This is a genomic window from Flavobacterium rarum (SeqCode) (assembly GCF_965234445.1).
Classification (GTDB): domain Bacteria; phylum Bacteroidota; class Bacteroidia; order Flavobacteriales; family Flavobacteriaceae; genus Flavobacterium; species Flavobacterium rarum.
The window spans coordinates 172,996-194,383 of sequence record NZ_OZ248502.1; the positions used below are offsets into that span (position 1 = coordinate 172,996).

Annotated in this window: 22 protein-coding genes and 1 other RNA gene; 7 read left to right on the forward strand and 16 right to left on the reverse strand. The window is 33.3% G+C overall.

Going from position 1 to position 21,388, the window contains the following annotated elements:
- Position 1 precedes the first annotated feature (1 nt).
- From AC8GF4_RS13245 to AC8GF4_RS13260, 4 genes are read right to left on the reverse strand one after another with little or no spacing between them, the layout of a single operon-like run.
- Positions 2–805: a KilA-N domain-containing protein gene (locus AC8GF4_RS13245; protein WP_506595317.1), complete on the reverse strand. Its 804-nt coding sequence runs from the start codon at positions 803–805 to the stop codon at positions 2–4.
- Between the two features lie 59 nt (positions 806–864).
- Positions 865–1,695 carry a 4,5-DOPA-extradiol-dioxygenase gene (ygiD, locus tag AC8GF4_RS13250; protein ID WP_506595319.1) on the reverse strand — a complete coding sequence of 277 codons (831 nt, stop codon included), beginning with the start codon at positions 1,693–1,695 and terminating at the stop codon, positions 865–867.
- Positions 1,696–1,707: 12 nt separating this feature from the next.
- Positions 1,708–2,106 carry a VOC family protein gene (locus AC8GF4_RS13255; protein ID WP_506595321.1) on the reverse strand — a complete coding sequence of 133 codons (399 nt, stop codon included), beginning with the start codon at positions 2,104–2,106 and terminating at the stop codon, positions 1,708–1,710.
- Positions 2,107–2,116: 10 nt separating this feature from the next.
- The gene (locus AC8GF4_RS13260) at positions 2,117–3,541 is read right to left on the reverse strand and encodes an ATP-dependent DNA helicase (RefSeq protein WP_506595323.1); all 1,425 of its coding nucleotides are present in this window, start codon (positions 3,539–3,541) and stop codon (positions 2,117–2,119) included.
- A 227-nt stretch (positions 3,542–3,768) separates the two neighbouring features.
- Here AC8GF4_RS13260 and AC8GF4_RS13265 point away from each other — a divergent pair, with 227 nt between their 5' ends.
- From AC8GF4_RS13265 to AC8GF4_RS13280, 4 genes are all read left to right on the forward strand, one after another.
- Entirely contained in the window at positions 3,769–4,017 is a 249-nt protein-coding gene (locus tag AC8GF4_RS13265; protein WP_506595325.1) for a DUF4160 domain-containing protein, read from the forward strand.
- Positions 4,018–4,025: 8 nt separating this feature from the next.
- Positions 4,026–4,328, forward strand: a complete 303-nt coding sequence (locus AC8GF4_RS13270; protein ID WP_506595327.1) for a hypothetical protein — start codon at positions 4,026–4,028, stop codon at positions 4,326–4,328.
- A 96-nt stretch (positions 4,329–4,424) separates the two neighbouring features.
- Positions 4,425–5,237 (forward strand): DUF3822 family protein, encoded by an 813-nt coding sequence (locus AC8GF4_RS13275; protein ID WP_506595329.1) that lies wholly within the window; start codon positions 4,425–4,427, stop codon positions 5,235–5,237.
- Positions 5,234–5,836: an RsmD family RNA methyltransferase gene (locus tag AC8GF4_RS13280; RefSeq protein WP_506595330.1), complete on the forward strand. Its 603-nt coding sequence runs from the start codon at positions 5,234–5,236 to the stop codon at positions 5,834–5,836. Before AC8GF4_RS13275 ends, AC8GF4_RS13280 begins: the two co-directional genes overlap by 4 nt.
- 18 nt (positions 5,837–5,854) lie before the next feature.
- Here AC8GF4_RS13280 and AC8GF4_RS13285 read toward each other — a convergent pair whose 3' ends face one another.
- The 3 genes from AC8GF4_RS13285 to AC8GF4_RS13295 form a co-directional block, all read right to left on the reverse strand.
- Positions 5,855–6,505: a hypothetical protein gene (locus AC8GF4_RS13285; protein WP_506595332.1), complete on the reverse strand. Its 651-nt coding sequence runs from the start codon at positions 6,503–6,505 to the stop codon at positions 5,855–5,857.
- 6 nt (positions 6,506–6,511) lie between these two features.
- Positions 6,512–7,054, reverse strand: coding sequence for a hypothetical protein (locus tag AC8GF4_RS13290; RefSeq protein ID WP_506595334.1), 543 nt, complete (start codon positions 7,052–7,054; stop codon positions 6,512–6,514).
- A gap of 120 nt (positions 7,055–7,174) precedes the next feature.
- On the reverse strand, positions 7,175–9,292 hold the full coding sequence (locus AC8GF4_RS13295; protein ID WP_506595336.1) for a TonB-dependent receptor domain-containing protein: 2,118 nt from the start codon (positions 9,290–9,292) through the stop codon (positions 7,175–7,177).
- Between the two features lie 139 nt (positions 9,293–9,431).
- Here AC8GF4_RS13295 and AC8GF4_RS13300 point away from each other — a divergent pair, with 139 nt between their 5' ends.
- Together AC8GF4_RS13300 and AC8GF4_RS13305 are read left to right on the forward strand one after the other, a co-directional pair.
- Complete coding sequence (locus AC8GF4_RS13300) at positions 9,432–10,790, forward strand: sensor histidine kinase (protein WP_506595338.1); 1,359 nt, start codon at positions 9,432–9,434, stop codon at positions 10,788–10,790.
- A gap of 10 nt (positions 10,791–10,800) precedes the next feature.
- Positions 10,801–11,490 (forward strand): response regulator transcription factor, encoded by a 690-nt coding sequence (locus AC8GF4_RS13305; RefSeq protein ID WP_506595340.1) that lies wholly within the window; start codon positions 10,801–10,803, stop codon positions 11,488–11,490.
- 1 nt (position 11,491) lies between these two features.
- Here AC8GF4_RS13305 and AC8GF4_RS13310 read toward each other — a convergent pair whose 3' ends face one another.
- The 7 genes from AC8GF4_RS13310 to AC8GF4_RS13340 all read right to left on the reverse strand — a co-directional run bounded on the left by AC8GF4_RS13310 (position 11,492) and on the right by AC8GF4_RS13340 (position 17,422).
- Positions 11,492–12,421, reverse strand: a complete 930-nt coding sequence (locus AC8GF4_RS13310; RefSeq protein WP_506595341.1) for a ketopantoate reductase family protein — start codon at positions 12,419–12,421, stop codon at positions 11,492–11,494.
- A 369-nt stretch (positions 12,422–12,790) separates the two neighbouring features.
- Positions 12,791–13,121, reverse strand: an RNA gene (rnpB, locus tag AC8GF4_RS13315) — RNase P RNA component class A.
- Between the two features lie 63 nt (positions 13,122–13,184).
- The gene (locus tag AC8GF4_RS13320) at positions 13,185–13,844 is read right to left on the reverse strand and encodes an SOS response-associated peptidase (protein WP_506595342.1); all 660 of its coding nucleotides are present in this window, start codon (positions 13,842–13,844) and stop codon (positions 13,185–13,187) included.
- Between the two features lie 2 nt (positions 13,845–13,846).
- Positions 13,847–15,106: a Y-family DNA polymerase gene (locus tag AC8GF4_RS13325; RefSeq protein ID WP_506595344.1), complete on the reverse strand. Its 1,260-nt coding sequence runs from the start codon at positions 15,104–15,106 to the stop codon at positions 13,847–13,849.
- 4 nt (positions 15,107–15,110) lie between these two features.
- Positions 15,111–15,569, reverse strand: coding sequence for a LexA family protein (locus AC8GF4_RS13330; protein WP_506595345.1), 459 nt, complete (start codon positions 15,567–15,569; stop codon positions 15,111–15,113).
- Between the two features lie 339 nt (positions 15,570–15,908).
- Positions 15,909–16,514 carry a DMT family transporter gene (locus AC8GF4_RS13335; RefSeq protein ID WP_506595346.1) on the reverse strand — a complete coding sequence of 202 codons (606 nt, stop codon included), beginning with the start codon at positions 16,512–16,514 and terminating at the stop codon, positions 15,909–15,911.
- A gap of 311 nt (positions 16,515–16,825) precedes the next feature.
- On the reverse strand, positions 16,826–17,422 hold the full coding sequence (locus AC8GF4_RS13340) for a 2OG-Fe(II) oxygenase (RefSeq protein ID WP_506595347.1): 597 nt from the start codon (positions 17,420–17,422) through the stop codon (positions 16,826–16,828).
- 206 nt (positions 17,423–17,628) lie between these two features.
- Between AC8GF4_RS13340 and AC8GF4_RS13345 the strand changes: the two genes are divergently transcribed.
- Entirely contained in the window at positions 17,629–18,423 is a 795-nt protein-coding gene (locus AC8GF4_RS13345) for an RMD1 family protein (RefSeq protein WP_506595349.1), read from the forward strand.
- 46 nt (positions 18,424–18,469) lie between these two features.
- Here the strand turns inward: AC8GF4_RS13345 and AC8GF4_RS13350 are convergent, their stop codons facing one another.
- Together AC8GF4_RS13350 and AC8GF4_RS13355 are read right to left on the reverse strand one after the other, a co-directional pair.
- Positions 18,470–19,927 (reverse strand): magnesium chelatase, encoded by a 1,458-nt coding sequence (locus AC8GF4_RS13350; protein WP_506595351.1) that lies wholly within the window; start codon positions 19,925–19,927, stop codon positions 18,470–18,472.
- Between the two features lie 106 nt (positions 19,928–20,033).
- Positions 20,034–21,152: a vWA domain-containing protein gene (locus AC8GF4_RS13355; RefSeq protein ID WP_506595352.1), complete on the reverse strand. Its 1,119-nt coding sequence runs from the start codon at positions 21,150–21,152 to the stop codon at positions 20,034–20,036.
- Positions 21,153–21,388: the final 236 nt, after the last annotated feature.

Below are 21,388 nucleotides of genomic sequence, written 5' to 3' on the forward strand. Positions count from 1 at the left end.
TTTATTTCAATTTTTTGGTTTCAACTTCTTTTAAAATGCTCATTTGCTGTATTGCTATTTTATTAAGTTTTACTAATCGTTCTTTTTGCGGTAAATTTTCGTTGATAAAATGAGCATTCAAATTTTCAAGATTTGATAAACAAATCAATTCATTTATTGAGGCATAATCTCGAATATTTCCTTTCAAACCAAGATTTTGTTCGCGCCATTTTTTAGCAGTTACCCCAAACAAAGCCATATTTAATACATCGGCTTCATTAGCATATACCATTGAAATTTGTAAATCAGAAAGTATTTGGGGTATTAAATTATGCTTAATAGCATCAGTATGAATATGATAGTTTATTTTTGTTAATTCCCTGTGCACCGACCAACCAATATGTTTTTGTTCTTCTTCTTTTAAACGCTGAAATTCTTTAACAATATAAAGCTCAAACTCAACTGAAATCCAACTGGCAAATTTAAAGGCGATATCTTTATGTGTAAACGTCCCGCCGTATCGTCCTGATTTTGAGATAAAGCCAATGGCTCCAGTTGTATTAATCCATTTTTGTGGTGACATTGTAAAAGCATTCAGACCTGCCTCTTTTTTAAACCCCTCGAATTCGAGGGGTTTAAAATTGGGGTTGTATAATATTTCCCAAAGCCCTAAAAACTCTAATGTATTTCTATTTCGCATCCAATTTCCAATGGTTGCACTTGTATCGTCAGTTTTGTGTTTTGCAATGTCTGTAATAGAAATATAATCATTGTCATTGATTGAAACAATAGTAATTTCGGTATCTTTAACTTTAATTTTAGCCATCTAATGAGTTTTCTAAATTATATTTTTTCTCAAATATAAGATTTTTCTATAAAATGAATCTACATAATTTTAACCGAAGTCATACTCAACGACCCAGCTACCAATTTGTCATTAAACAAACTCAATTCCTCTGATTTTCCTTTTAATCCCAAGGTATAAATTAAGGGTAAATAATGTTCGGGTGTCGGAATTGACAACTGGAAAGCTTTGCTTTGTTTTTCGAAATCAATAAGTGGTTGAAAATTGCCATCGAGCAAATAGTCATTGATATTGGATCTAGCTTCAATCGCCCAATCGTATCCGTAATTATCCGTATTGATATTTCTAAAATCGACCATTCTCAAATTGTGAATGATATTTCCACTGCCTACAATTAGGATTCCTTTTGTTCGTAAAGCATTTAATTTTTTAGCCAATTCAAAATGATATTGCCCTGATTTTGTGTAATCGATACTCATCTGAATTACAGGAATATCGGCATCGGGATATAAATGTTTAATTACACTCCAAGCACCGTGGTCTAAACCCCAATGTTGATCTAATTCTACTTCGGTTGGAAGTAATAATTCTTGTGTTGCGTTAGCCAATTTGGGACTTCCTTTGGCTGGATACTGTACATCAAATAATTCTTGAGGAAATCCTCCAAAATCGTGAATCGTTCTCGGTATTTCCATAGCCGTAACTTTGGTTCCGTTAGTAAACCAATGTGCCGAAATACACAAAATGGCGTTGGGCTTGGGTAGCGTTTTTGCCAAATCACGAAAACCAGTCACAAACTGATTCTCTTCAATAGCGTTCATTGGGCTTCCGTGTCCCAAGAATAAAACTGGCATTTTTTCGCTATTCGAAAAGGAGCCTGATATTTTGTGTAAATCGTTTAAATTATTCATAATAAAAAACTTTTACAAAATCTCTTTTCGTTCAATTAAGTCCCATAAATTCCCGTATAAATCAGCAAATACAGCTACTTTTCCATAAGGTTGCTCTATTGGTTTTCTGATAATTGCCACTTTATTGTCTACTAAATTTTGATAATCTCTATCAAAATCGTCTGTATTTAGAAATAAAAAAACTCTGCCTCCAGTTTGATTTCCAATTCTACTTTTTTGTTCGTCATTGTCCGCTTTCGCTAAAAGCAAACTAAAACCAGAAGTTCCTTTTGGCGCTATCAAAACCCAACGTTTTGTCTCGCTAAGGGTAATATCTTCTATTAAGTCAAAATGTAATTTTTGAGTGTAAAATACAATGGCATCATCATAATCAGCAACTAGCAATGCAATATGAGCAATTTTTTGTTTCATTTTTATTGTTTTATTCTGTAAAACTTTCATCTTTAAAGCCTATCAAATATAGCTTATTTTTGGCTCTTGTCATAGCGGTGTACAACCATCGGATGTAATCTCTGTCAATACCATTTGGCAAATACGGTTGTTCGATAAAAACAGTATTCCACTGCCCTCCTTGCGATTTATGACAGGTAATCGCGTACGAGAATTTGACTTGCAAGGCATTGAAATATTCGTTTTCCTTTACTTTCTGAAACTTTTTGTATTTGGTAGTTTCGTTTTCATAATCTTTCATCACTTCTTGATACAAACGATTCGATTCCTCGAAAGTCAAAGACGGTGATTCACTTTTTAGGGTATCCATCAAAAGCACGGTTTCAAAAGGTTTCTGATCGGGATAATCAATCATTCGGATTTTTACTTTCGCAAATTTAAAACCGTACAATTCCTTTATACCAAACATTTCTAGAACTTCGATAATATCACCATTGGCAATAAATCCCGCTTCATCCGAATCTTTTAGCCAAAAATAATTATTCTTCACCACCATCAGGAAATCCCCTGTAGACAATTCACTTTCTTTATCTAGGATTTTGGTTCGGATTTGTTCATTGTATTGATTCGCTCTTTTATTGGAACGAACAATAAAAGCAGTGTCTTCAATACTAAAATTACTGTAGGAAGAATGAATTGCATCTTGAATATCGTAGCCATCCACCAACCGAACAATGTCTTTGAATTTTCGAACATTGAATTTAAACTCGGTAATAAAAGTATCCTTTAATAATTCTCGAAGTTCGGTCGCATTATGCAAAATTCCCGAGTTCTCTTCCTGACGCATTACTTCGTCGAGTTCAATGTATTCAACTTCTTTGTTGTAATTTAGACTTAAAGAATGGATATCCAAAGCGGGACTTATATCTAAATTCACTGGTGGTAATTGGGCGGTGTCTCCCAAAAGTATCATCTTGCAATTGGTTCCCGAATACACATACGAAATCAAATCATCGAGTAAAGAACCGTTTTCATACAATTTGGAATCCGAATTGGTGTCCGAAATCATCGATGCTTCATCGACAATGAAAATGGTGTTTTTATGCTTGTTTTGTTGTAAAGTAAACGAAACTCCACCTCCCGAATTTTTCTTCGGAAAATAGATTTTTTTATGAATTGTAAAAGCCAGTTTGTTCGAATAATTAGCAATTACCTTGGCGGCGCGCCCAGTCGGAGCCAGCAAAACATACTTTTTGTTAATCTCTAATAGACTGTTTACAATTGTAGAAATAACCGTTGTTTTTCCCGTTCCTGCATATCCTTTCAGTACAAAAATCGTTTCATTATGGGTATCAGTCAAAAAAATAGCTATTTTTTGAAAAAAAATATCCTGATTATACGTGGGTTGAAAAGGAAATTTCTTTTGTAAAAGGCTGTAAAACGAGGAAGAATTCATTAGATTTAATTTGATAGCAAAGTAAGGCTATTTCAATGGCAATTTCAAAAATCAATGCCAATGGCAATGAAAAAAAAGGAATTTGTAAGTAATTGCAAAATGGATTCTCATTTTTAATATATAATCCATTAGTCATTAATTACTAAAATTGTCATTGATATTTAAATTAGTTTAATTATAACTCCACTCCAATGTAAATATTCATAACTTTGTTAAAAGAAAAAAATATGCCAGAGATAAGTCGCTTTTATGGAATAATCGCCTATATGTTCTTCAACGATCATAATCCGCCACATTTTAAAGTGAAATATGGCGAATTTGAGGCAAATATTTTAATAGAAAGTGGTAATTTATTAAATGGTGATTTACCAATTAGCAAATTAAAACTAGTTCAAGCGTGGGCAGAAATTCATAAAAATGAACTTTTGGAAATGTGGGATTCTAAAGAATTTCATAAAGTAGCACCGTTAAAATAATATTAAAGATGTTTAAAGTAAAGAAAATAGTAGAAGTGTCTCCTTATTCGATTGTATGTGAATTGAATAATGGAATAACAAAAAAAATCGACATTTTGCCTTTGATAGAAAAGCATTCAAATTTTGACGGCATAGATCAATTAAAAAATAAAGCTGTTTTTGAAAGCGTTGCTATTGGAGAAATGGGGGAAATTTTTTGGGCGAATATTATTACCACTAAAAATAATGAAAAATGGAATTATGATATTTCTCCAGAATTTATTTTTCATAACGGAGTTACACTGCCAAATAAGACTTCTAATACTATTTAAAAGGTTTTACTAAATACACTTTGAATTATTCCTATTTTTTTTTGCCATTGCTATTGATCTTTAAATTCGTAAGTTTGCAATGTTGAAAAAATTACTATGAATACTATTATAACCGATAAGAAATACAAAAAACTTTCTATTCAAGTTTCACTCACAGGACTTTCCTTTTGTTGCTTTGACACGCTTCACAACAGGATTGTGTCTGTAAATGAAATTAGTTTTGATACTTTTCATAAATCGACTAAGATTGAAGAATTGTTTTCGGATGCTTTTCGGAATTATCCAGAACTAAATGACAGTTATGATGAAATTCAGGTAATTCACAATAATAATCTTTCAACATTTGTTCCCACTGCTCTATTCGATGAACAATTTTTAGGCAGTTATTTGCAATACAATACCAAAGTTTTTGAAACCGATTTTTTTGCATTTGATGAAATCACCAATTATCAAATGAATGCGGTTTACATTCCGTATGTGAATATCAATAACTTTTTCATAGATCAATTCGGCGCTTTCGATTACAAACACGCCAATACCATTTTGGTTTCCAAGCTTTTGGATGCATCCAAAAACAATGATAATAAAAAGATGATTGTTCACTTTAACCCTGGACATTTTGAAATTATTGTGATTCAGAATCAAAAATTACTGTTATTCAATTCATTCGAATATAAAACGCATGAGGATTTTATTTACTATTTGCTTTTTACAGCCGAGCAGTTAAATATGAATCCAGAAAGTTTCAAACTGGAATTATTAGGAACCATTTCTGAAGATGATGATTTTTACAAAATCGCATTTAAATACATTCGAAATGTATCCTTCTTTGATGTAACTGATTTGCAAAAAATCAATTCGTTTTCAACCGCACAAAATCAGCAACATTTTATACTTTTTAACTCATGAGAATTATATCCGGAAAATTTAAGGGAAGACGCATTTCTCCACCAAAAGGCTTGCCTGTTCGACCTACAACCGATATGTCCAAAGAAGCATTGTTTAATGTTTTGAACAATCATTTTAGTTTTGAAGGGTTGAAAGTATTGGATTTATTTGCTGGAACAGGAAATATCAGTTATGAATTTGCTTCACGTGGGAGTACACCAATTACTTCTGTAGATGGTGATTTTGGTTGTGTAAAATTCATTAAGCAAGTCGCTGCCGAATATGATTTTAATATTGCAGCTACAAAAAGTGATGTTTTTAGTTACCTGGAAAAATGTAAAACTTCATACGATATTATTTTTGCCGATCCTCCGTATGCATTAGACCAAAAAACTTTTGAGAAAATTGTATTATTGATTTTCGAAAAAGAATTACTTAATGAAGACGGTATGATGGTTATTGAACACTCAAAATATACCAAACTGGATCACATGATCAATTTCTCTTTTCAAAAAAGTTATGGAGGTTCTATTTTTAGTTTCTTCGAATTGGATTCAACCGAAGAAGAAGAAATGGATGACGAAACCAATACAAAAAGTACAGAAGACGACGAAGATTAAGATTTTATTTCCTTGCTTTCATTTCCATTTTCTTTTAAAGCCAAAATAGTAATTTATTCCTGCGCCTAAAACACCGCTTTCACTAACTTGGAATTCATTACTATGATCTAATTTGTTTACTACTTTTCCTAAACTTACTCCATTATAATAAAGAATAAGTGACAAAGAACTTGTGTTTTCATCTGAAAGGGAAATATCATATCCAACACCTAAGCCAAGAGAATGTTGATAGTCCTTTTGCAATTCTTTTTGTTCAGTTATGGAATTATCATTATTTCGCTCAGCGTAATTACCTTTTGCTACAATTTTAGAGAAAGTATATCTTGGCAAAATAGTTAAGAAGTTTGATCCATCTTCTTTATTACCAATGGCAATTTTGGGACAAAAACTAAAATTTAAAGAACTTGCATATTTGGAATACAACACCACTTTTTCATATTGATTGTTGACAAGAGATTCCTCTTGGAGTTTACCGATATAATAACTGAATTCCAATTCGGGTAAAAGGTATCGATTAATTTTAAACTCCACTCCCGAATTTAAACCTAAGTAAGATGATTTCTCAAAATCCCATTGCAGGTAAGACGAAAAACCTATAAATGGTCTGACAATTTGTGCCTTTGAGGAAAATGAAATTGCAAGTAAAATAATTAGAAATAATTTCTTCATAATAAACTATTTACCAATCACCCAACCCAAAGTAAAGTTTAACACTGGAACAAATTTATTTTCATCTTTGCTTACATTGTACCCTAGTCCACCATTTAAGTTTAGATTGAATTTATGTTTGTAGGTTCTTTGAAAACCCCAAACTGGAGCAATTGTAAATGAGGGATCTGAAGGTAAAAAGCTATCATTTGAATTAGTGGATTCAAAATGATAAATTGCATTAAGAGCGTAAAAATTACCCGAATTATTAATAGTTCTCTTTCCTTTGTTGGCTCTCTTTTCGAGATTATAATAATGACGAAATTGTTCATTAATCGTTGGATAATAGGACCAATTTGTTCCAAAAAAGCTATTACTTTCATAACCAACTCCTAAACTGATTTCTGAATAAAGCGTGTTTTTTGTATCAAATCCGTGTTCATATACGACACCTGGCAATAACAAATTAATTTTGAATAGATTTTTCTCAACTGAAGGGTTTTTTTGAGCAACGACATTAAATAAAGGAGTAAAAAGTAAAAAAAGAACAATAGAAAGAGACCATTTCATAAACAATAGTATAATTATTAATTTCTCCTCAAATATAATATAATTAGTACAGATAAAAAGTTTTTGTAGTTTTTTTAGTTGTTTAATTTATCCATCTTAAGTAAATTAGTTTTTCTATTATTATCGAATTCTATTCGAATTATCGTCAATGTTTTTTTCTTTGTATTCAGTTGATTTTATTTTTCCAAATGAATATTTAATGGCTATAGCAAATTCATGTGAGTCAACTAAATATCTTGCTTTTGAACTGATATTATTGATGATAAAGCTTTCTTCGTATATTGTATTTCTAAAAACATCATTATAACTTAAGGTACAGTTCCAATTCTTCAAAAATGTTTTTGAAACTCCTAAATCCACTACAAACATTGGTTTTCTTTCAAATACACCTTCGTTTTGTTTGGTCAAACCCCAAGCTGTAGCAACAAAAGCGTACCCCTTTGGCAGTTTAAATTCATTACTTGAATAATAGTACAAATACGGTTTTGATGCAATAAAAACTGCAGAATGATCTTCAATTTTATTCAAAATCATATTTAAACTATTGGTTGATTTCCAGATTTTGTAAGCAAAAGGCAAAGTAAATTCTAAATTGAATCCCGATTCTTTCTCAAAATTAATTTCTTTAAAAATCATTATATCAGTCTGATTATCATATACAAAACTACTGTAAACAGGGTCTGTATTTTGATAAAAGCTTAGTTTTACCGATTTGTCATGAAATTGAAAACTAGATGAAATCTGATTGTTAATTATTGGATCTAAATTGATATTTCTAGAATACAAATAATACGGATTGATATACGTGGCTCCTTGACTTGTCGATGAATAATTGGGTCTCGAGATGCTTTTGGAATAATTTACGCTTATCGATTTGGTGCTGTCAATAGGTATGTCAAACTGCGCTTTCGGAAAAAAATCAGTGTAATTCTTGCTGATCAAAGGTGCATTGTCATTCTTAAATTGTCCAACAATATTGGTATTTTCGACTCTTAAACCAACTGAATAGCTATTTTTTTTCAAACTTCCTGATAATTGGGTATAGCCTGCGCTATTTTTCTCTTTAAAATTATAAATCGAGCTGATTGTAGTATTGTTCTCGTAATTTAAGATTTCAAAATCTGTTTTTGCTTTTGCAGACAAATAAAGTCCACCGTATTCCAATTTCATTTCATTTTTTAATTTCTTTTCAAAATCTGCCCTGCCCGAAAAAACAGCAACATTAAATTTTTGTTCACTGTTCTGCGCCTTTTGAAATTGAGTGTCATTGAAGTTGTTCTCGGCTAAAGACCTTATATCTTGATCAAAATTTGAATATTGAAAACCAGTAAACAATTGTGTGTTTATTGATTTTATTTTCTTGTAATAATTAATAAAAGAGTTAATAAAATTCTTTTCGCTTTTGTTGTCACTATATGTCACAACATTATTTTGTACACCCCCTTTTTTGTTAAAGGTTGTGGTGTTTATATCAAAAGGTTCGCTTTGTAACTTGCTATTAATGCTAATTGAAAAATAATCATCTTCATTGATTTTATAAAAAAGACCACCTCCAAAAATCAACTGCCTTCTTTTGGTATTTGCAGTAGCAACATTATAATTTGAAACTATATCAGCTTTTGGAATTTGATAATCAATACTATGGCTTTCCCAGGGACTTAATTTATTGTAATTAAAATTAGCTCTCCATTCGAATTTATTCTTTTTGAAACTTGAATTTATGCCCAGATAATTATTGAATTCTTTCTTTAACGAAACCACCTCGGAAACATTGGTCTGCGAACCTTCTTTTTTGCTAAATTTTCTGGTAATTAAAATAACTGCTCTTCCTTCGGCTTCATATTTCGAGGACGGATTATTTATAATTTCAATGGTTTTAATGTCGTCTACAGTTAGCGCATTCAAATCGTTCATTCCTATTTTTTGATTGTCAATATAAATCAATGGGTTTCCTTTCCCTATGATTGTTATATTCTCCTTGTCGGCTCTGACGTTAATATTGGGCAATTTAGAAAGCAAGTCTATTGTATTTGGAGTTGCATTCAGAATCGAATTGGCCACATCAACTTTGATATTTCCATTTTTATTGGTAAACATTTTCTTTTCTTTGGTAATCACTACTTCGCTTAATTTATTGAAAATACTATCAGTTGCTGTCGTATTTTGTCCGTAACTAAAGGCTGAAATAATAAGACAGATTATAATTTTTACATTCTGAATTCTTAATTTTTTTTTCATTAAAAAGTATGATTTGTGATTATGAAACACTGCAAAAATGAATCTAAATACCCGTTTTGTGAGTTAACCGAAGGTTAATGCGGCGTTAATGGCTAATTTGAATAATAAAAGAATTATTTTTGAATTCAATTTTCATCAAATGAAGCAAAGAATCAATTTATTAATCGCATTTTCTATTATTGCTCTGATTACCTTATCGGTTGTGCAATGCTATTTGGTTAAAACAGCTTATGATTATAAAGTAGCCCAGTTTCACTCGGAGATCAAAGAGGATATTGCCAAAATAACGAATGATTACAGCGATATTGATTCGGCTTACGTGAATAAAAAGGAAAGACTTTATAAGCTATTGGCACAAAATTATATTTTGGATAAAAAGTCAAAGACTGCAATTAAAAACACTTTAATTTTAGATGAATCTAATGACGCATTAACTCGAAAAATACAGCTTAGATTCAAAAGAGATTTCCCAAATATTGCCATTGATTTTGCCATTGTTCTGAATAAGTTTGTCATTTACAATAGCTATAAAAAAAGTGATACTGTTTTTTCTGAAAAGCCTCTTATACAGAATAAAATCTATGGTAATTTAAAGTCTTTGAATAATGCTTTTTTGGTTCGAAATTATGTTAGTACAACAAATGGTTCATCCCAAATGCAAGATTATAAATTGCTTACCGAAGATTCAATGTACGTTTCCGTGATTGATTGGGAAATGATCATTTTCGAAAGAATGAGAATGATTTTGTTATTATCATTCCTATCGATTCTAACGCTGATAACTCTTTTTGTGATAGCCATTAAAGCATTAATAAAACAAAAAAAAGTAAGCGACGTAAAAACCGATTTTATCAACAATATCACACACGAACTTAAGACTCCTTTGACTACTTTAGGAATTTCTACAAAAATATTGGAACGTATAGATATCCGTAACAATGAAGAGCAATTCAATAGTGTTTTGAAAACTATTTCCCGACAAAATCATCGATTGCAAAATTTAATTGATCAAGTAATGGCGAATTCCTTTGGGGAAAATGAAATTGAACTTCAAAAAGAAAAAATAGATGCAGAATTATTTTTAAAAGCTATCGTTGTCGATTTTGAGGTTACATTTCCTAAAGTAAATATCGAAACTCATTTTAACACAAAAGAAACATCTTTGGTTTTAGATAAATTTCATTTAACAACAGCTATTTTAAATGTACTCGAAAATGCTGTGAAATATGGAAGTAACACTATTACAATTAAAACCGATATACTCAAAAACCAATTTAATATCAGTATTAAAGATGATGGAATTGGAATTTCAAAAAACAAACATTCCTTATTGTTTGATAAGTTCTACAGAGTCGAAGAAGGCAATTTGCATAATGCAAAAGGATTAGGTTTGGGGCTTTTTTATGTAAAGCAAATTATAAAGGCACATCAGGGTACAATTGATGTTATAAGTGATTTAGGTAAAGGTTCAGAATTTACAATTGTGTTTAAAGTTTAATAATCTGCCATTGAAAAAAGTACTTTTAGCCGAAGATGATGCTGATTTTGCAAGCGTTCTCAAACAATATTTAGAATTATACCAATATGAGATCAGTTGGGCAGAAAATGGCGAAGAAGCATTGGCTATTTTCCAAACTGAAAACTTTGATATATGTGTTTTTGATGTCATGATGCCCAAAATGGACGGATTTACCCTTGCTGAAAAAATCATCAAAATCAATCCCGATATTCCTTTTGTTTTTCTAACAGCAAGAAAGCTAAAAGAAGACAAAATCATCGGATTAAAATTGGGAGCCGACGATTATATAGTAAAACCTTTTGAGGCCGATGAACTTGTTTTGCGCCTGAATAATATTTTAAAAAGGAGCAAACAGCAACAATCAGAATTTTCAAAAAATGATGAATTGCAAATTGGACTTTATCTATTTGATACCAAAAGATTATGTCTTAAAAACCAATCTTCAACACAACAACTAACTGAAAAAGAAGCGGCACTCATTCATTTTTTTTATAATCACAAAAATCAATTGATTAAAAGAGAACAAATATTGAAAACGATTTGGGGCAGTGACGATTTTTTTTCAGGAAGAAGTATGGATGTCTATATCAGTAAAATTCGCAAGTATTTCAAAGAAGATTCTCGAATAAGCATCGAAAGTGTTCGTAATATTGGGTTGGAATTTAAGATCAACAGCTAAATTATATGGCTTGTTGTGATAATTTCTCCAATACCTTTTGGTATGTCGGAGTTTCAATTTCATATTTCAACCCTTCATTTACCACAAACTCGGTCAAAGAGGCTACTTCAATTTTTCGTCCCGCCAACAAATCCCTATGCATGGAAGAAGTGGCTTCATGAGGCGATTTTTCGAGTTTTAATATAGTTTGAAACACAATGTCATTGGGTAAATTCAATCCTTTTACAGCCGCAATCATAGTTATTTCTTCTAATAAAGAAACATAAAATTTTCTACTCGATTCGGAATTTATAATTTCCCCAATATTCTGATTCAAATATGCAGTAGCAGAGGCTAGAGCCGAAATAAAGATGAACTTTTCCCAAACGGTTTCGTCAATAGTATCCACCAAATAACTCTCAATAGACGCATTTTTGAAAATGGTTTGCAAAGCATTCATTTTGGAAATGGATGCCATGTCCGATCCGAAAAACAACTTTTCGTATGGACCTATTTTTTTAATCACACCAGGCAAAACAATCATTGAAACAATATAGACGCAACCTTGCAAAACTTCGTTGTCTGGAAAAAGAGTAGCGATGCGCTCTGGAGCATCTACCCCATTGTACAAAGGAAGAATTATGGTGTTCTTTGTAATTACTTTTGATATTGAAAGTAAACTTTCTTCAATATCGTACGTTTTGGTGGCACAAATAAGATAATCAAGGGAGCCAATTATTTCTGGATTGTCCGAAACCAAATCTGGGAAAACAATAGTTTCTCCTTCGTCTGTACTAATTTTTAAACCCGATTCCGCAATATTTTTTTGTGTTTCGCCACGAGCGATGAAGATAATTTCGACAGTATTCGATTTAGTATATTCTTTGGCCAATAATCCTCCAAAATAACCGCCTACTCCACCCAATCCTAAAATTCCAATTCTTGTTTTCATATGCAGATATTATTGTTTTTGTTGGAATATGGTATCGCCAGATCTTCATTGGTGTTTATCTCATCAGTTACTATTTTATTTTGGAATTTGATGATTTTCAATTGCGACAAATTTTGTAATGGCGATTTCATATGTAGATAATATTGTTTTTGTTGGAATATGGTATCGCCAGATCTTCATTGGTGTTTGCGACAAATTTTGTCATGGCGATTTCATATGTAGATAATATTGTTTTTGTTGGAATATGGTATCGCCAGATCTTCATTGGTGTTTATCTCATCAGTTACTATTTTATTTTGGAATTCGATGATTTTCAATTGCGACAAATTTTGTCATGGCGATTTCATAGAAAAAGTATTTCTCAACATAAAAAAATGCAGACCTATAAGCCGGATTCTGTTCTTGTCATTACTAACAATACCTTATCATTTATCTAGATCTTGTATTACTACAAGACTCAAGCTATCTACCCTTCAGCAACGGACGGGAACCCTTGAATGCTGATATACTTGATATTTCACCGCATAGAGTTTACCTGGTTTCACTACAGCATTACCTGTACATACTTTCTGTTGCACTTGTCCTAATCTCGCCCGTAAAGACGAAACCGACGGGTGTTACCCGCTATGCTTCCCTATGGTGTCCGGACTTTCCTCCCTCTCGTCCATAAAGACAAGACGACGATAAGGCGGTCTGCGGTGCAAAAATAGGTTTTTATGATGTAATATCAGGGTTTAAGTTTGAAATAGAATAGTCAAAATGCTTAAAAAAGTGTTGCTGTGTTGTTGCTCTGAGGTTTAGGAATTGGAAACCCGACCAAATTCGCTTGATACGGAAAAGCAAAATCGTGTATAGCATTCGAAGAATCCAGCCAAGCGTTTTCGTCCTTTCGATTCAAAACAACAGGCATACGTTGTTTGGTATTGTGAATGTATTGCATCAATTCGTTGGCCTCTGTGGTGAGCATTGTATAGGTAGCAATTGTTTTGCCTGTTTGAGGTTGCACCCAATGGTTGTACAATCCTGCGAATGCAAAAATCTCTTCTTCTTGGGAGTAGACTTGGTATTTGTCTTTGGATTTTCCTTTAGGGTCATTCCAATGCCACTCATAAAAAGCGGTAGCTAGGATTAGGCAACGATTATTTAAACTATTTCTGAAAGAAGACTTCTCTCCAACTGTTTCTATTCGGGCATTCAAGGTGTTTTTTCGAATGTTGTCGTCATTGGCCCAAGCAGGAATGAGTCCCCAACTGTAATTGGTAGAAATAATTTCGGGAGTTTTGTTTACTATAATTGGAGTATTTAAATGTGAAAAACCGCTAATAGCATCCGATTCTAGAAACTGAAGTGGATTATCTACTTTGGCTTTGAATCGAGTTTCGGCTTTTTTGACTGTGGTTTTGAGTTGAATAGTAAAACACATATTTACTGACAATTAATCGTGATAATATCTTTTATATTGGTCGAGTAACAAGGAGAAAGACGCTCTTGTCTCATTTTCCATTTGCGTTTTAAATCTTGTCCGCCAAATTTGACCTTCTCTCCCATTTTTACATTCATTTTGTCGAGCACTTGCATTAGGATTTTATGTTTTGGATTCTCGTATTCAAACATTGACAATTGTTGGGTTTGATCTTGTGTAATTCCCATCAAAATGACGCCTGCTTTTTTGTAATGAAATCCAGATTTAAAAATTTCATTCAGTGCTTTTTGAGCGTATTTATTTAACTCAAAAGTCGAAGAAGTTGGAAACGGTAATTTTACGGTCTTGTAGCCACTGTATTGCGGTAAATCTTGTCGAAATCTGTTGGTGTAGATGAACACTTGAATCAGTTCGCAATTGCTTTTTTGGTTGCGCAATTTAACAGCTGCTAGGGACGAAAAAGTGGCAATACGCTCCCGTAATTCTTCTTGGGTTTGCATCATTATATCAAAACTTCTAGTAGTGGCGATGTTTTGTTTGGGTTTAATGTCTTCAAACTGAATGGTAGGTTCGCCTTCTAGGTCTTTTTTGAGTCGCAATCCTACTACGCTAAAATATTTTCGAACATAGGCATCACTCAATTGTGTGAATTGATACGCATTGGTTACGCCAATGGATTGCAGTTTTTTTGTAAACTGTCTTCCTATGCCCCAAACGTCTTCAATCTTGGTCCACTTTAAGGCTTTAATACGTTTGGCTTCGGTATCGATGATGTAATAGTTTTGAGTTCGCTCTGGATATTTTTTGGCAATTTTATTGGCTACTTTGGCCAAAGCTTTGGTAGGCGCGAAACCAATAGAAATGGGGATTCCCACTCCTTTTTTTACAATGCGGTGCATTTCCAATCCTATTTGGTCAAAATTGGCATACTGATGCCCTTTGAAGTTTAGAAAAGCTTCGTCTATACTGTAGACCTCGACATCGGGTGAAAATTTTTTTATTAGGTTCATCACGCGATTCGACAAATCCCCATAAAGCGTATAATTGGAGGAACAAACCACAATATTGTGTTGTTGCACCATCTCTTTTATCTTGAATATAGGCACACCCATTTTGACTCCCAAAGCTTTGCTTTCATTGGAGCGTGCCACAACACAACCGTCATTGTTGCTTAGGACAACAATGGGTTTGTTACGTAGACTAGGTTTGAACACGCGTTCGCAACTAGCGTAAAAGTTGTTACAGTCCATTAAAGCGTACATAACTTTATTTTTTTCGGTGGTATTTGAGGGTGTTGATTACGATTCCCCAAATTTGGAAAGAATCATTATCGGTGATTTGAATCGGTTTGTAATTGTCATTTTCGGGCATCAACCAAACGCAATCTTTTTCTACCCGTAAGCGCTTGAGAGTAAACTCATCGTGGATTAAGCAAACGGCAATATCGCCATCTTCAGGTTCTAATAAGCGGTCGACAGCAATGATGTCGTTGTTTGAAATTCCAGCTCCTTCCATAGATGAGCCACTCACGCGGGCACAAAAAATGGTGGAGGGTGACGTGCCGAATACTTCCTTATCAAAACTGATTGTAAGCTCCTGAAAATCATCGGCAGGACTTGGAAAACCAGCAGATATTCCTTCGTCAAAATAAGGCACTTCATTGATGGAACTCAAATCAGAGGTTAGGAATTCAAGTGAAACAGTATTTGGATTTCGGATTGGCATTTTGATGGTATTTGAATGACAAAGTTAGTTAAAACTAGAATTTGAAACCACAGTAGAAGCGTTAATGTTGATAAGTAATGTTGTCGGTTATGGGTTGTGAGTAATGGGTTTTGTTTTTTGCTTTTTGTTTTTTGGAATTTGCTTTTTGCCTTTTACCTTTTGGAATTTGTTATTTAGAAATTTAAATTTGTTTTTCAGCAGGCGTCGCGTGAGGGATAGAGCAAGGCGCCAAAGCGCTCGTGATAGCCCGACCGCGTTGGGCAGAGGGGCTTTGTGGGCGGCGCTATAAGTAAGCCCCTTTGTGCAACGGGGGCACGCCCAAATTTTCTTTCTTATGTTTTAACTAATTTGTGAAAGCACAATTAAAACAATCGCAATTAAGGCTAGAAAAAGTCCTGTGAAATTGAGTTTGGTTATTTTTTCTTTGAAAATAAGGATTCCAACAAGACTGCCAATTACGATGACTCCCATATTCATTCCAGCGAAAACGGTGGAGGGATTTTTGGCGAATGCTTGATGGGCTTTGAGGTAGCAAAAAATGTTACCGAAGTTGAAAATCCCAACTAGTAGTCCCCAAAAAACACTTTTGGAACTGAATTTTTCTTTTTGGAGAAGGATGGTGTATAAGGTAATTAACACCATTATTGCTAAGGAGATTGCAAAAATAACAAATAAAGAGGTTGTAAATGGCAGTTGGGTGTACAATGCGATTTGCTTGAAAAGAATATCAATTAGCCCAAAACCTAACAAGACCAAAACAGGATACATCCACTTGTTTTCTTGGTTTGCTGTAGGCTTGATGAGTAGAAACACGAGTGCTGGAAAGCCAACCAAAAGAGCGGCTATTTTGAGAGTGTTGAATTGCTCGTCAAAAATAAGCCAAGCGGCCAAAATGGGAATAAAAAGCGACAATCGTTGGGCGGCATCGGTTTTTACGATTCCCATATGTTGTATTGAAAGAACTAAAACAAAAAAAATAGTGGGCAGTAAAATTCCGAGAGCGACATAAATAGGCCAAGCCGAGGAAGTAGCTAATGTTGTAAAATGGGGTTTGAAAAAAAAATAGCACAGAAACAGCGCTATCACATAATTAAACGTTATGATTTGGGTTGTATTTGATTGATGGCGGTGCGAAATCTTGAAAATCACGCCTACTGTAACACTGCAAAAAATACTCAGAATAAGAAATAACATAGCCCTAAAATTTATCCCACAAAAATAGTGTTTTATTTTTTTTAAACTACTTCATCTTAAAATTACCTATCGCTCTTCAACCAGCCTGTAATGCTCATTCGGGTATTTTGAGTAACGAGTACTTCATGGACCAACTCATCACTCTTAAAGAAAACAGTTTTACCTTGCGTAGGGCTTATTTTTTGGTTGTTGTTGTCTTGATGAATCAGTAGTTCTCCCCCATCACTTTCTTGCCAATCACTGTTTAAATAGCTAATTATTGAATATTTTCGGCTTGGATTGTTCTTGAATTGGTCTAGGTGTTTGAGATAAAAATCACCTTTTTCGTAAAGAGAATAATGAAACTCATAGCCTGTAATTCCGGCATAACAACTCTCATTTAAGTATAAAATAAAAGCTTCCATTTGAGCGAAAAATTCATTTTCGAAAGCATTATTGTGTTTTTTGTCCAACCAATAAATTGAATCACTACGAATGGCTCCATCATAAGACAGCTTCTCTGAATTTCCAATACCAGCAGCCGATAATTGACTGTTTGCATTTAAATTGTATAGATTTTGTTTTAAATTATTGGCCAGCTCATCACTCAAAAAATGCTCGGATATACCCACTTTGTTTTCAATATAAGTAGCAATCAAATCTTCAAAACTATTTTCCATATCCTATTTTGATGGACTTAAAATAGCGCCAACGAGGCAAGGTAGACTATTAAAAATGGGAAAGGTCACAAAATAAAATAAATAAAAATATTCTGATTGATATGAGTTTTTTTTTTAAATCAAAATAGTACTATTGTAATTTTTTCTTTTAAAATATAATTTATTAATTTTAATACGCCATTTTGCAATAAATAATAAAGGCGTTTATGATAGAATCTGATTTAATAAAAATTGAAGCCATTCAAATTGCGGAAGCTTTTAATATAAAGAGAATCCGAACGGAGTTCGATGTCGAAACATATTCCAGTTCTCCTTCAGAACTTTTTTATGCTTTCAAAAGCAAGAATCAATACTTATATATTTTTGATTATGGCGTAATTGTTTTTGCAAATTATATGGCATCCGAAAAAAAAGAGTTTATTGAATTCATTAAAAAATATGCTATTGAGATTGTAGATTTAAACCTCTTTGAAGAATACACAATTGAGATTGATAAAAAACTTTTGAAAACCTATGTTAAAAACAATTCGGTAACTGTACCTTTTGTAGATCCTTCAGTTTTAAGAATTGTAATGCTTAATATTGCACAATCTGTGGCACTTGAGTTTTACGAAACACTATCTGATGATCTTATTACATCCTCGAAGGAGTATATTCTCGAATTGGAAAAGCGAGGACGCTTAAGTATTTCAAAAACCAATCTGTTGAAATATATTGGTAAAGTATTGAATGTGAAAAATAGTATAGTCGATAATTTGTACATTCTAGACGATCCAAACTTAGTATGGGAACACGAAGATTTGAACTTATTGAATAGAAATCTTAAAACAAATTTTGATATTATACCTCGATTTAAAGATCTGGACTATAGGTTGGGAATTGTTGAAGATAATTTAAAACTTTTTACGGATGTTTTGAATGTTCGGGAAAGCTCACGACTGGAGTGGATTGTGATTATTTTAATAGCAATTGAAATTTTTATTGCTTTGTATTTTCATTGATAAAAGAAAAAACATAGGACTTAGAAATTCTAAGCCCTATGTTCAATTATAATTTACTAATATAACTTCCATACATATCCTTAAACTGATACCCTTCGGAAAGTCGATCTTTGCTGAGTTTTTTGTATTCAACTAATGCCCACAGAATGAATTCTTTCATAAAATAGCTATCGTTTTTTTCTAAATGTGGTTGGTATTTTTTGATTAGAATTTCCAAAGGAGTTACACTATCCAAAATCCTTTTATATTCTTCATCAGGACAATCGTCCAATAATTCGAATCCGCTTTCAGTAAAAAACCAATCTAAAGTGTCTGAATAAGCCGTTTTTTCTCCTTGTTTTTCTAATTTTTCGATTTTAGGGAAATAGGCTGGAAAAAAGGTATGAATAGAATCTCCTATTAAATGTTGCGCCACAATTGCTGCTCCCTCTTGCTCTCCTTCATAAACCAATTCTACTTTACCAGTAATCGATGGAATAATTCCCATAAAGTCGGACAATCTCAAAATAGTTTTATCGGCTCCTGATCGTAAAGCACGACGTTCGGCTGTACTCAATAAATTTTCGAAAGCAGTAATACTCAATCGAGCACTTACACCACTTTTATTATCAATATATTCACTTTCTCTAGCTTCAAAACTAATTTGCTCTAATAAATCTTTGGCCAAGGAAGGAACATACACCAACTCACTTTGTGTTTGATCTAATTTGGCTTCTTGCTCTGTTATTGTTCTGGCAATTTTGATCGTATCGGGATAATGGGTCAAGATTTGAGAACCAATTCTATCTTTTAGCGGAGTCACAATACTACCACGATTGGTGTAATCTTCGGGATTGGCTGTAAATACAAATTGCATATCGAGTGGCATTCTTAATTTGAAACCGCGAATCTGTATATCACCTTCTTGCAGTATGTTAAATAGCGCTACTTGAATCCTTGCTTGCAAATCGGGCAATTCGTTAATCACAAAAATACAACGATTGGCACGCGGAATCATTCCAAAATGAATCACACGATCATCAGCATAAGATAGTTTTAAATTGGCTGCTTTTATAGGATCAACGTCACCAATCAAATCGGCTACTGTAACGTCTGGTGTTGCCAGTTTTTCAAAGAATCTTTCACTTCTGTGCAACCACGAAATTGGGGTTTCATCACCTTTTATTTCAATGATATCTTTGGCAAAACGCGAAATGGGTTGAAAAGGATCGTCATTGATTTCGGATCCCGTTACAAACGGAATATACTCATCCAATAATTCGACCATTTTGCGAGCCAATCTGGTCTTGGCTTGTCCCCGAAGTCCCAGTAAATTAATATTATGACGTGACAAAATAGCGCGCTCTAATTCGGGGATAACCGTGTTTTCAAATCCATGAACTCCCTCAAAAGTGGGCAATCCTGATTTAATTTTCTCCCTTAAATTATGACGTAATTCATCTTTGATACTTTTGCTTAGGTATCCTGATTTCTTTAATTCTCCAAGTGTATTTATATTGTTCATTTTATTTTTTATTGAAATTGCTATTGAAATTGCTATTGAAATTGATTTTAATTTATACTCTAGCTGTCAAACCGAGACTGATCACTAAAAACTGACCACTGAATACTTATTTCACCCTCTTCTTTCTATTGGTTTCATAATCTTCAAAAATCATTTCGCCCAAACCTTTTAAGCCGGTATAAAAGGCTTTCCCTTGATTGGCTTCGGTAAAATGATTGACAAATTGCTGTAAATAAGGATCATTGGCAATCATAAAAGTGGTGATTGGAATGCGTAATTTTCGAGCCTGTTGCGCTTGAGTGTAGCATTTGTCAACAATGTATTGATCGAGGCCGTTGCTGTTCATGTAATAGGAGCCGTCTTTTTCGCGAACACAACTTGGTTTCCCATCGGTAATCATAAAAATTTGTTTGTTGGTATTGCGCTTTCTGCGGAGTAAATCCATAGCCAATTGCAAGCCAGCAACGGTATTGGTATGATAAGGACCGACTTTTAAATACGGTAAATCCCGAATGGCAATTGTCCATGCATCGTTACCGAAAACTAAAATATCCAGTGTGTCTTTTGGGTAACGAGTGGTGATTAATTCGGCCAAAGCCATTGCCACTTTCTTGGCAGGAGTGATTCTATCTTCTCCATACAAAATCATACTGTGACTGATATCAATCATCAAAACGGTGCTCATTTGAGATTTGTATTGAGCATCTTCGACCACAAGATCATTTTCGGTCAGCATAAAATCGGCTACACCATTATTGATTTGGGCATTGCGTAAACTTTCGGTCAGCGAAATACGATCTAATCCGTCTCCAAAATGAAACTCTCGAAACTCACTTGTGTGTTCATCACCATTTCCGGCATATTTGGTTTTGTGGTCGCCACTTCCCGATCGTTTTAAATTTCCAAAAATGTTGTCCAATGCTTGTTGCCTAATGGCGCGTTCGGTTTTGGCGGTTATGCCTATCCCTGAGGTCCCATCGTCTTTGAGTTCTTCTCGGATGTATCCTTTTTTCTTTAAATCTTCAATAAAATCGTCGATTGTGTAAGCTGAATCTGTGAGTTTGTATTCTTTGTCGAGCTCACGCAACCATTCTATAGCTTCATCAAAATCTCCCGAAGTATGCGTGATAAGCTCTTTGAAAATGGCAAAAAGTTTATCAAATGGAGATTGAAACGGAGCTTCGTAGGTCTTGAAATAAAATCCTTTTTTGATAGCGTCTTTCATAAATATAAAAATACATCAATTTTTAACGACCCCACCTCAAACATTATATAATTTTACGTTAAAAGGATTATTCAAGTGTAATGTTGTGAAGAATAATTTAACCCAGATTCCGCATTAGAAATCTACTACAACTAAATTTTTCTTCAAAACCACGAACTTACTCCCATTTTTAAATTCAAAATACAAAAGTATTACAACTTCAAAAATAGTCCGTGAGCTGGAGCTTTTATTGAATA

Bases quoted from the DNA above. Each gene is read 5' to 3' on its own strand.
- AC8GF4_RS13245 (WP_506595317.1), bottom strand. From the start codon at position 805: ATGGCTAAAATTAAAGTTAAAGATACCGAAATTACTATTGTTTCAATC.
- ygiD (WP_506595319.1), bottom strand. From the start codon at position 1,695: ATGAATAATTTAAACGATTTACACAAAATATCAGGCTCCTTTTCGAAT.
- AC8GF4_RS13255 (WP_506595321.1), bottom strand. From the start codon at position 2,106: ATGAAACAAAAAATTGCTCATATTGCATTGCTAGTTGCTGATTATGAT.
- AC8GF4_RS13260 (WP_506595323.1), bottom strand. From the start codon at position 3,541: ATGAATTCTTCCTCGTTTTACAGCCTTTTACAAAAGAAATTTCCTTTT.
- AC8GF4_RS13265 (WP_506595325.1), top strand. From the start codon at position 3,769: ATGCCAGAGATAAGTCGCTTTTATGGAATAATCGCCTATATGTTCTTC.
- AC8GF4_RS13270 (WP_506595327.1), top strand. From the start codon at position 4,026: ATGTTTAAAGTAAAGAAAATAGTAGAAGTGTCTCCTTATTCGATTGTA.
- AC8GF4_RS13275 (WP_506595329.1), top strand. From the start codon at position 4,425: ATGAATACTATTATAACCGATAAGAAATACAAAAAACTTTCTATTCAA.
- AC8GF4_RS13280 (WP_506595330.1), top strand. From the start codon at position 5,234: ATGAGAATTATATCCGGAAAATTTAAGGGAAGACGCATTTCTCCACCA.
- AC8GF4_RS13285 (WP_506595332.1), bottom strand. From the start codon at position 6,505: ATGAAGAAATTATTTCTAATTATTTTACTTGCAATTTCATTTTCCTCA.
- AC8GF4_RS13290 (WP_506595334.1), bottom strand. From the start codon at position 7,054: ATGAAATGGTCTCTTTCTATTGTTCTTTTTTTACTTTTTACTCCTTTA.
- AC8GF4_RS13295 (WP_506595336.1), bottom strand. From the start codon at position 9,292: ATGAAAAAAAAATTAAGAATTCAGAATGTAAAAATTATAATCTGTCTT.
- AC8GF4_RS13300 (WP_506595338.1), top strand. From the start codon at position 9,432: ATGAAGCAAAGAATCAATTTATTAATCGCATTTTCTATTATTGCTCTG.
- AC8GF4_RS13310 (WP_506595341.1), bottom strand. From the start codon at position 12,421: ATGAAAACAAGAATTGGAATTTTAGGATTGGGTGGAGTAGGCGGTTAT.
- AC8GF4_RS13320 (WP_506595342.1), bottom strand. From the start codon at position 13,844: ATGTGTTTTACTATTCAACTCAAAACCACAGTCAAAAAAGCCGAAACT.
- AC8GF4_RS13325 (WP_506595344.1), bottom strand. From the start codon at position 15,106: ATGTACGCTTTAATGGACTGTAACAACTTTTACGCTAGTTGCGAACGC.
- AC8GF4_RS13330 (WP_506595345.1), bottom strand. From the start codon at position 15,569: ATGCCAATCCGAAATCCAAATACTGTTTCACTTGAATTCCTAACCTCT.
- AC8GF4_RS13335 (WP_506595346.1), bottom strand. From the start codon at position 16,514: ATGGGAATCGTAAAAACCGATGCCGCCCAACGATTGTCGCTTTTTATT.
- AC8GF4_RS13340 (WP_506595347.1), bottom strand. From the start codon at position 17,422: ATGGAAAATAGTTTTGAAGATTTGATTGCTACTTATATTGAAAACAAA.
- AC8GF4_RS13345 (WP_506595349.1), top strand. From the start codon at position 17,629: ATGATAGAATCTGATTTAATAAAAATTGAAGCCATTCAAATTGCGGAA.
- AC8GF4_RS13350 (WP_506595351.1), bottom strand. From the start codon at position 19,927: ATGAACAATATAAATACACTTGGAGAATTAAAGAAATCAGGATACCTA.
- AC8GF4_RS13355 (WP_506595352.1), bottom strand. From the start codon at position 21,152: ATGAAAGACGCTATCAAAAAAGGATTTTATTTCAAGACCTACGAAGCT.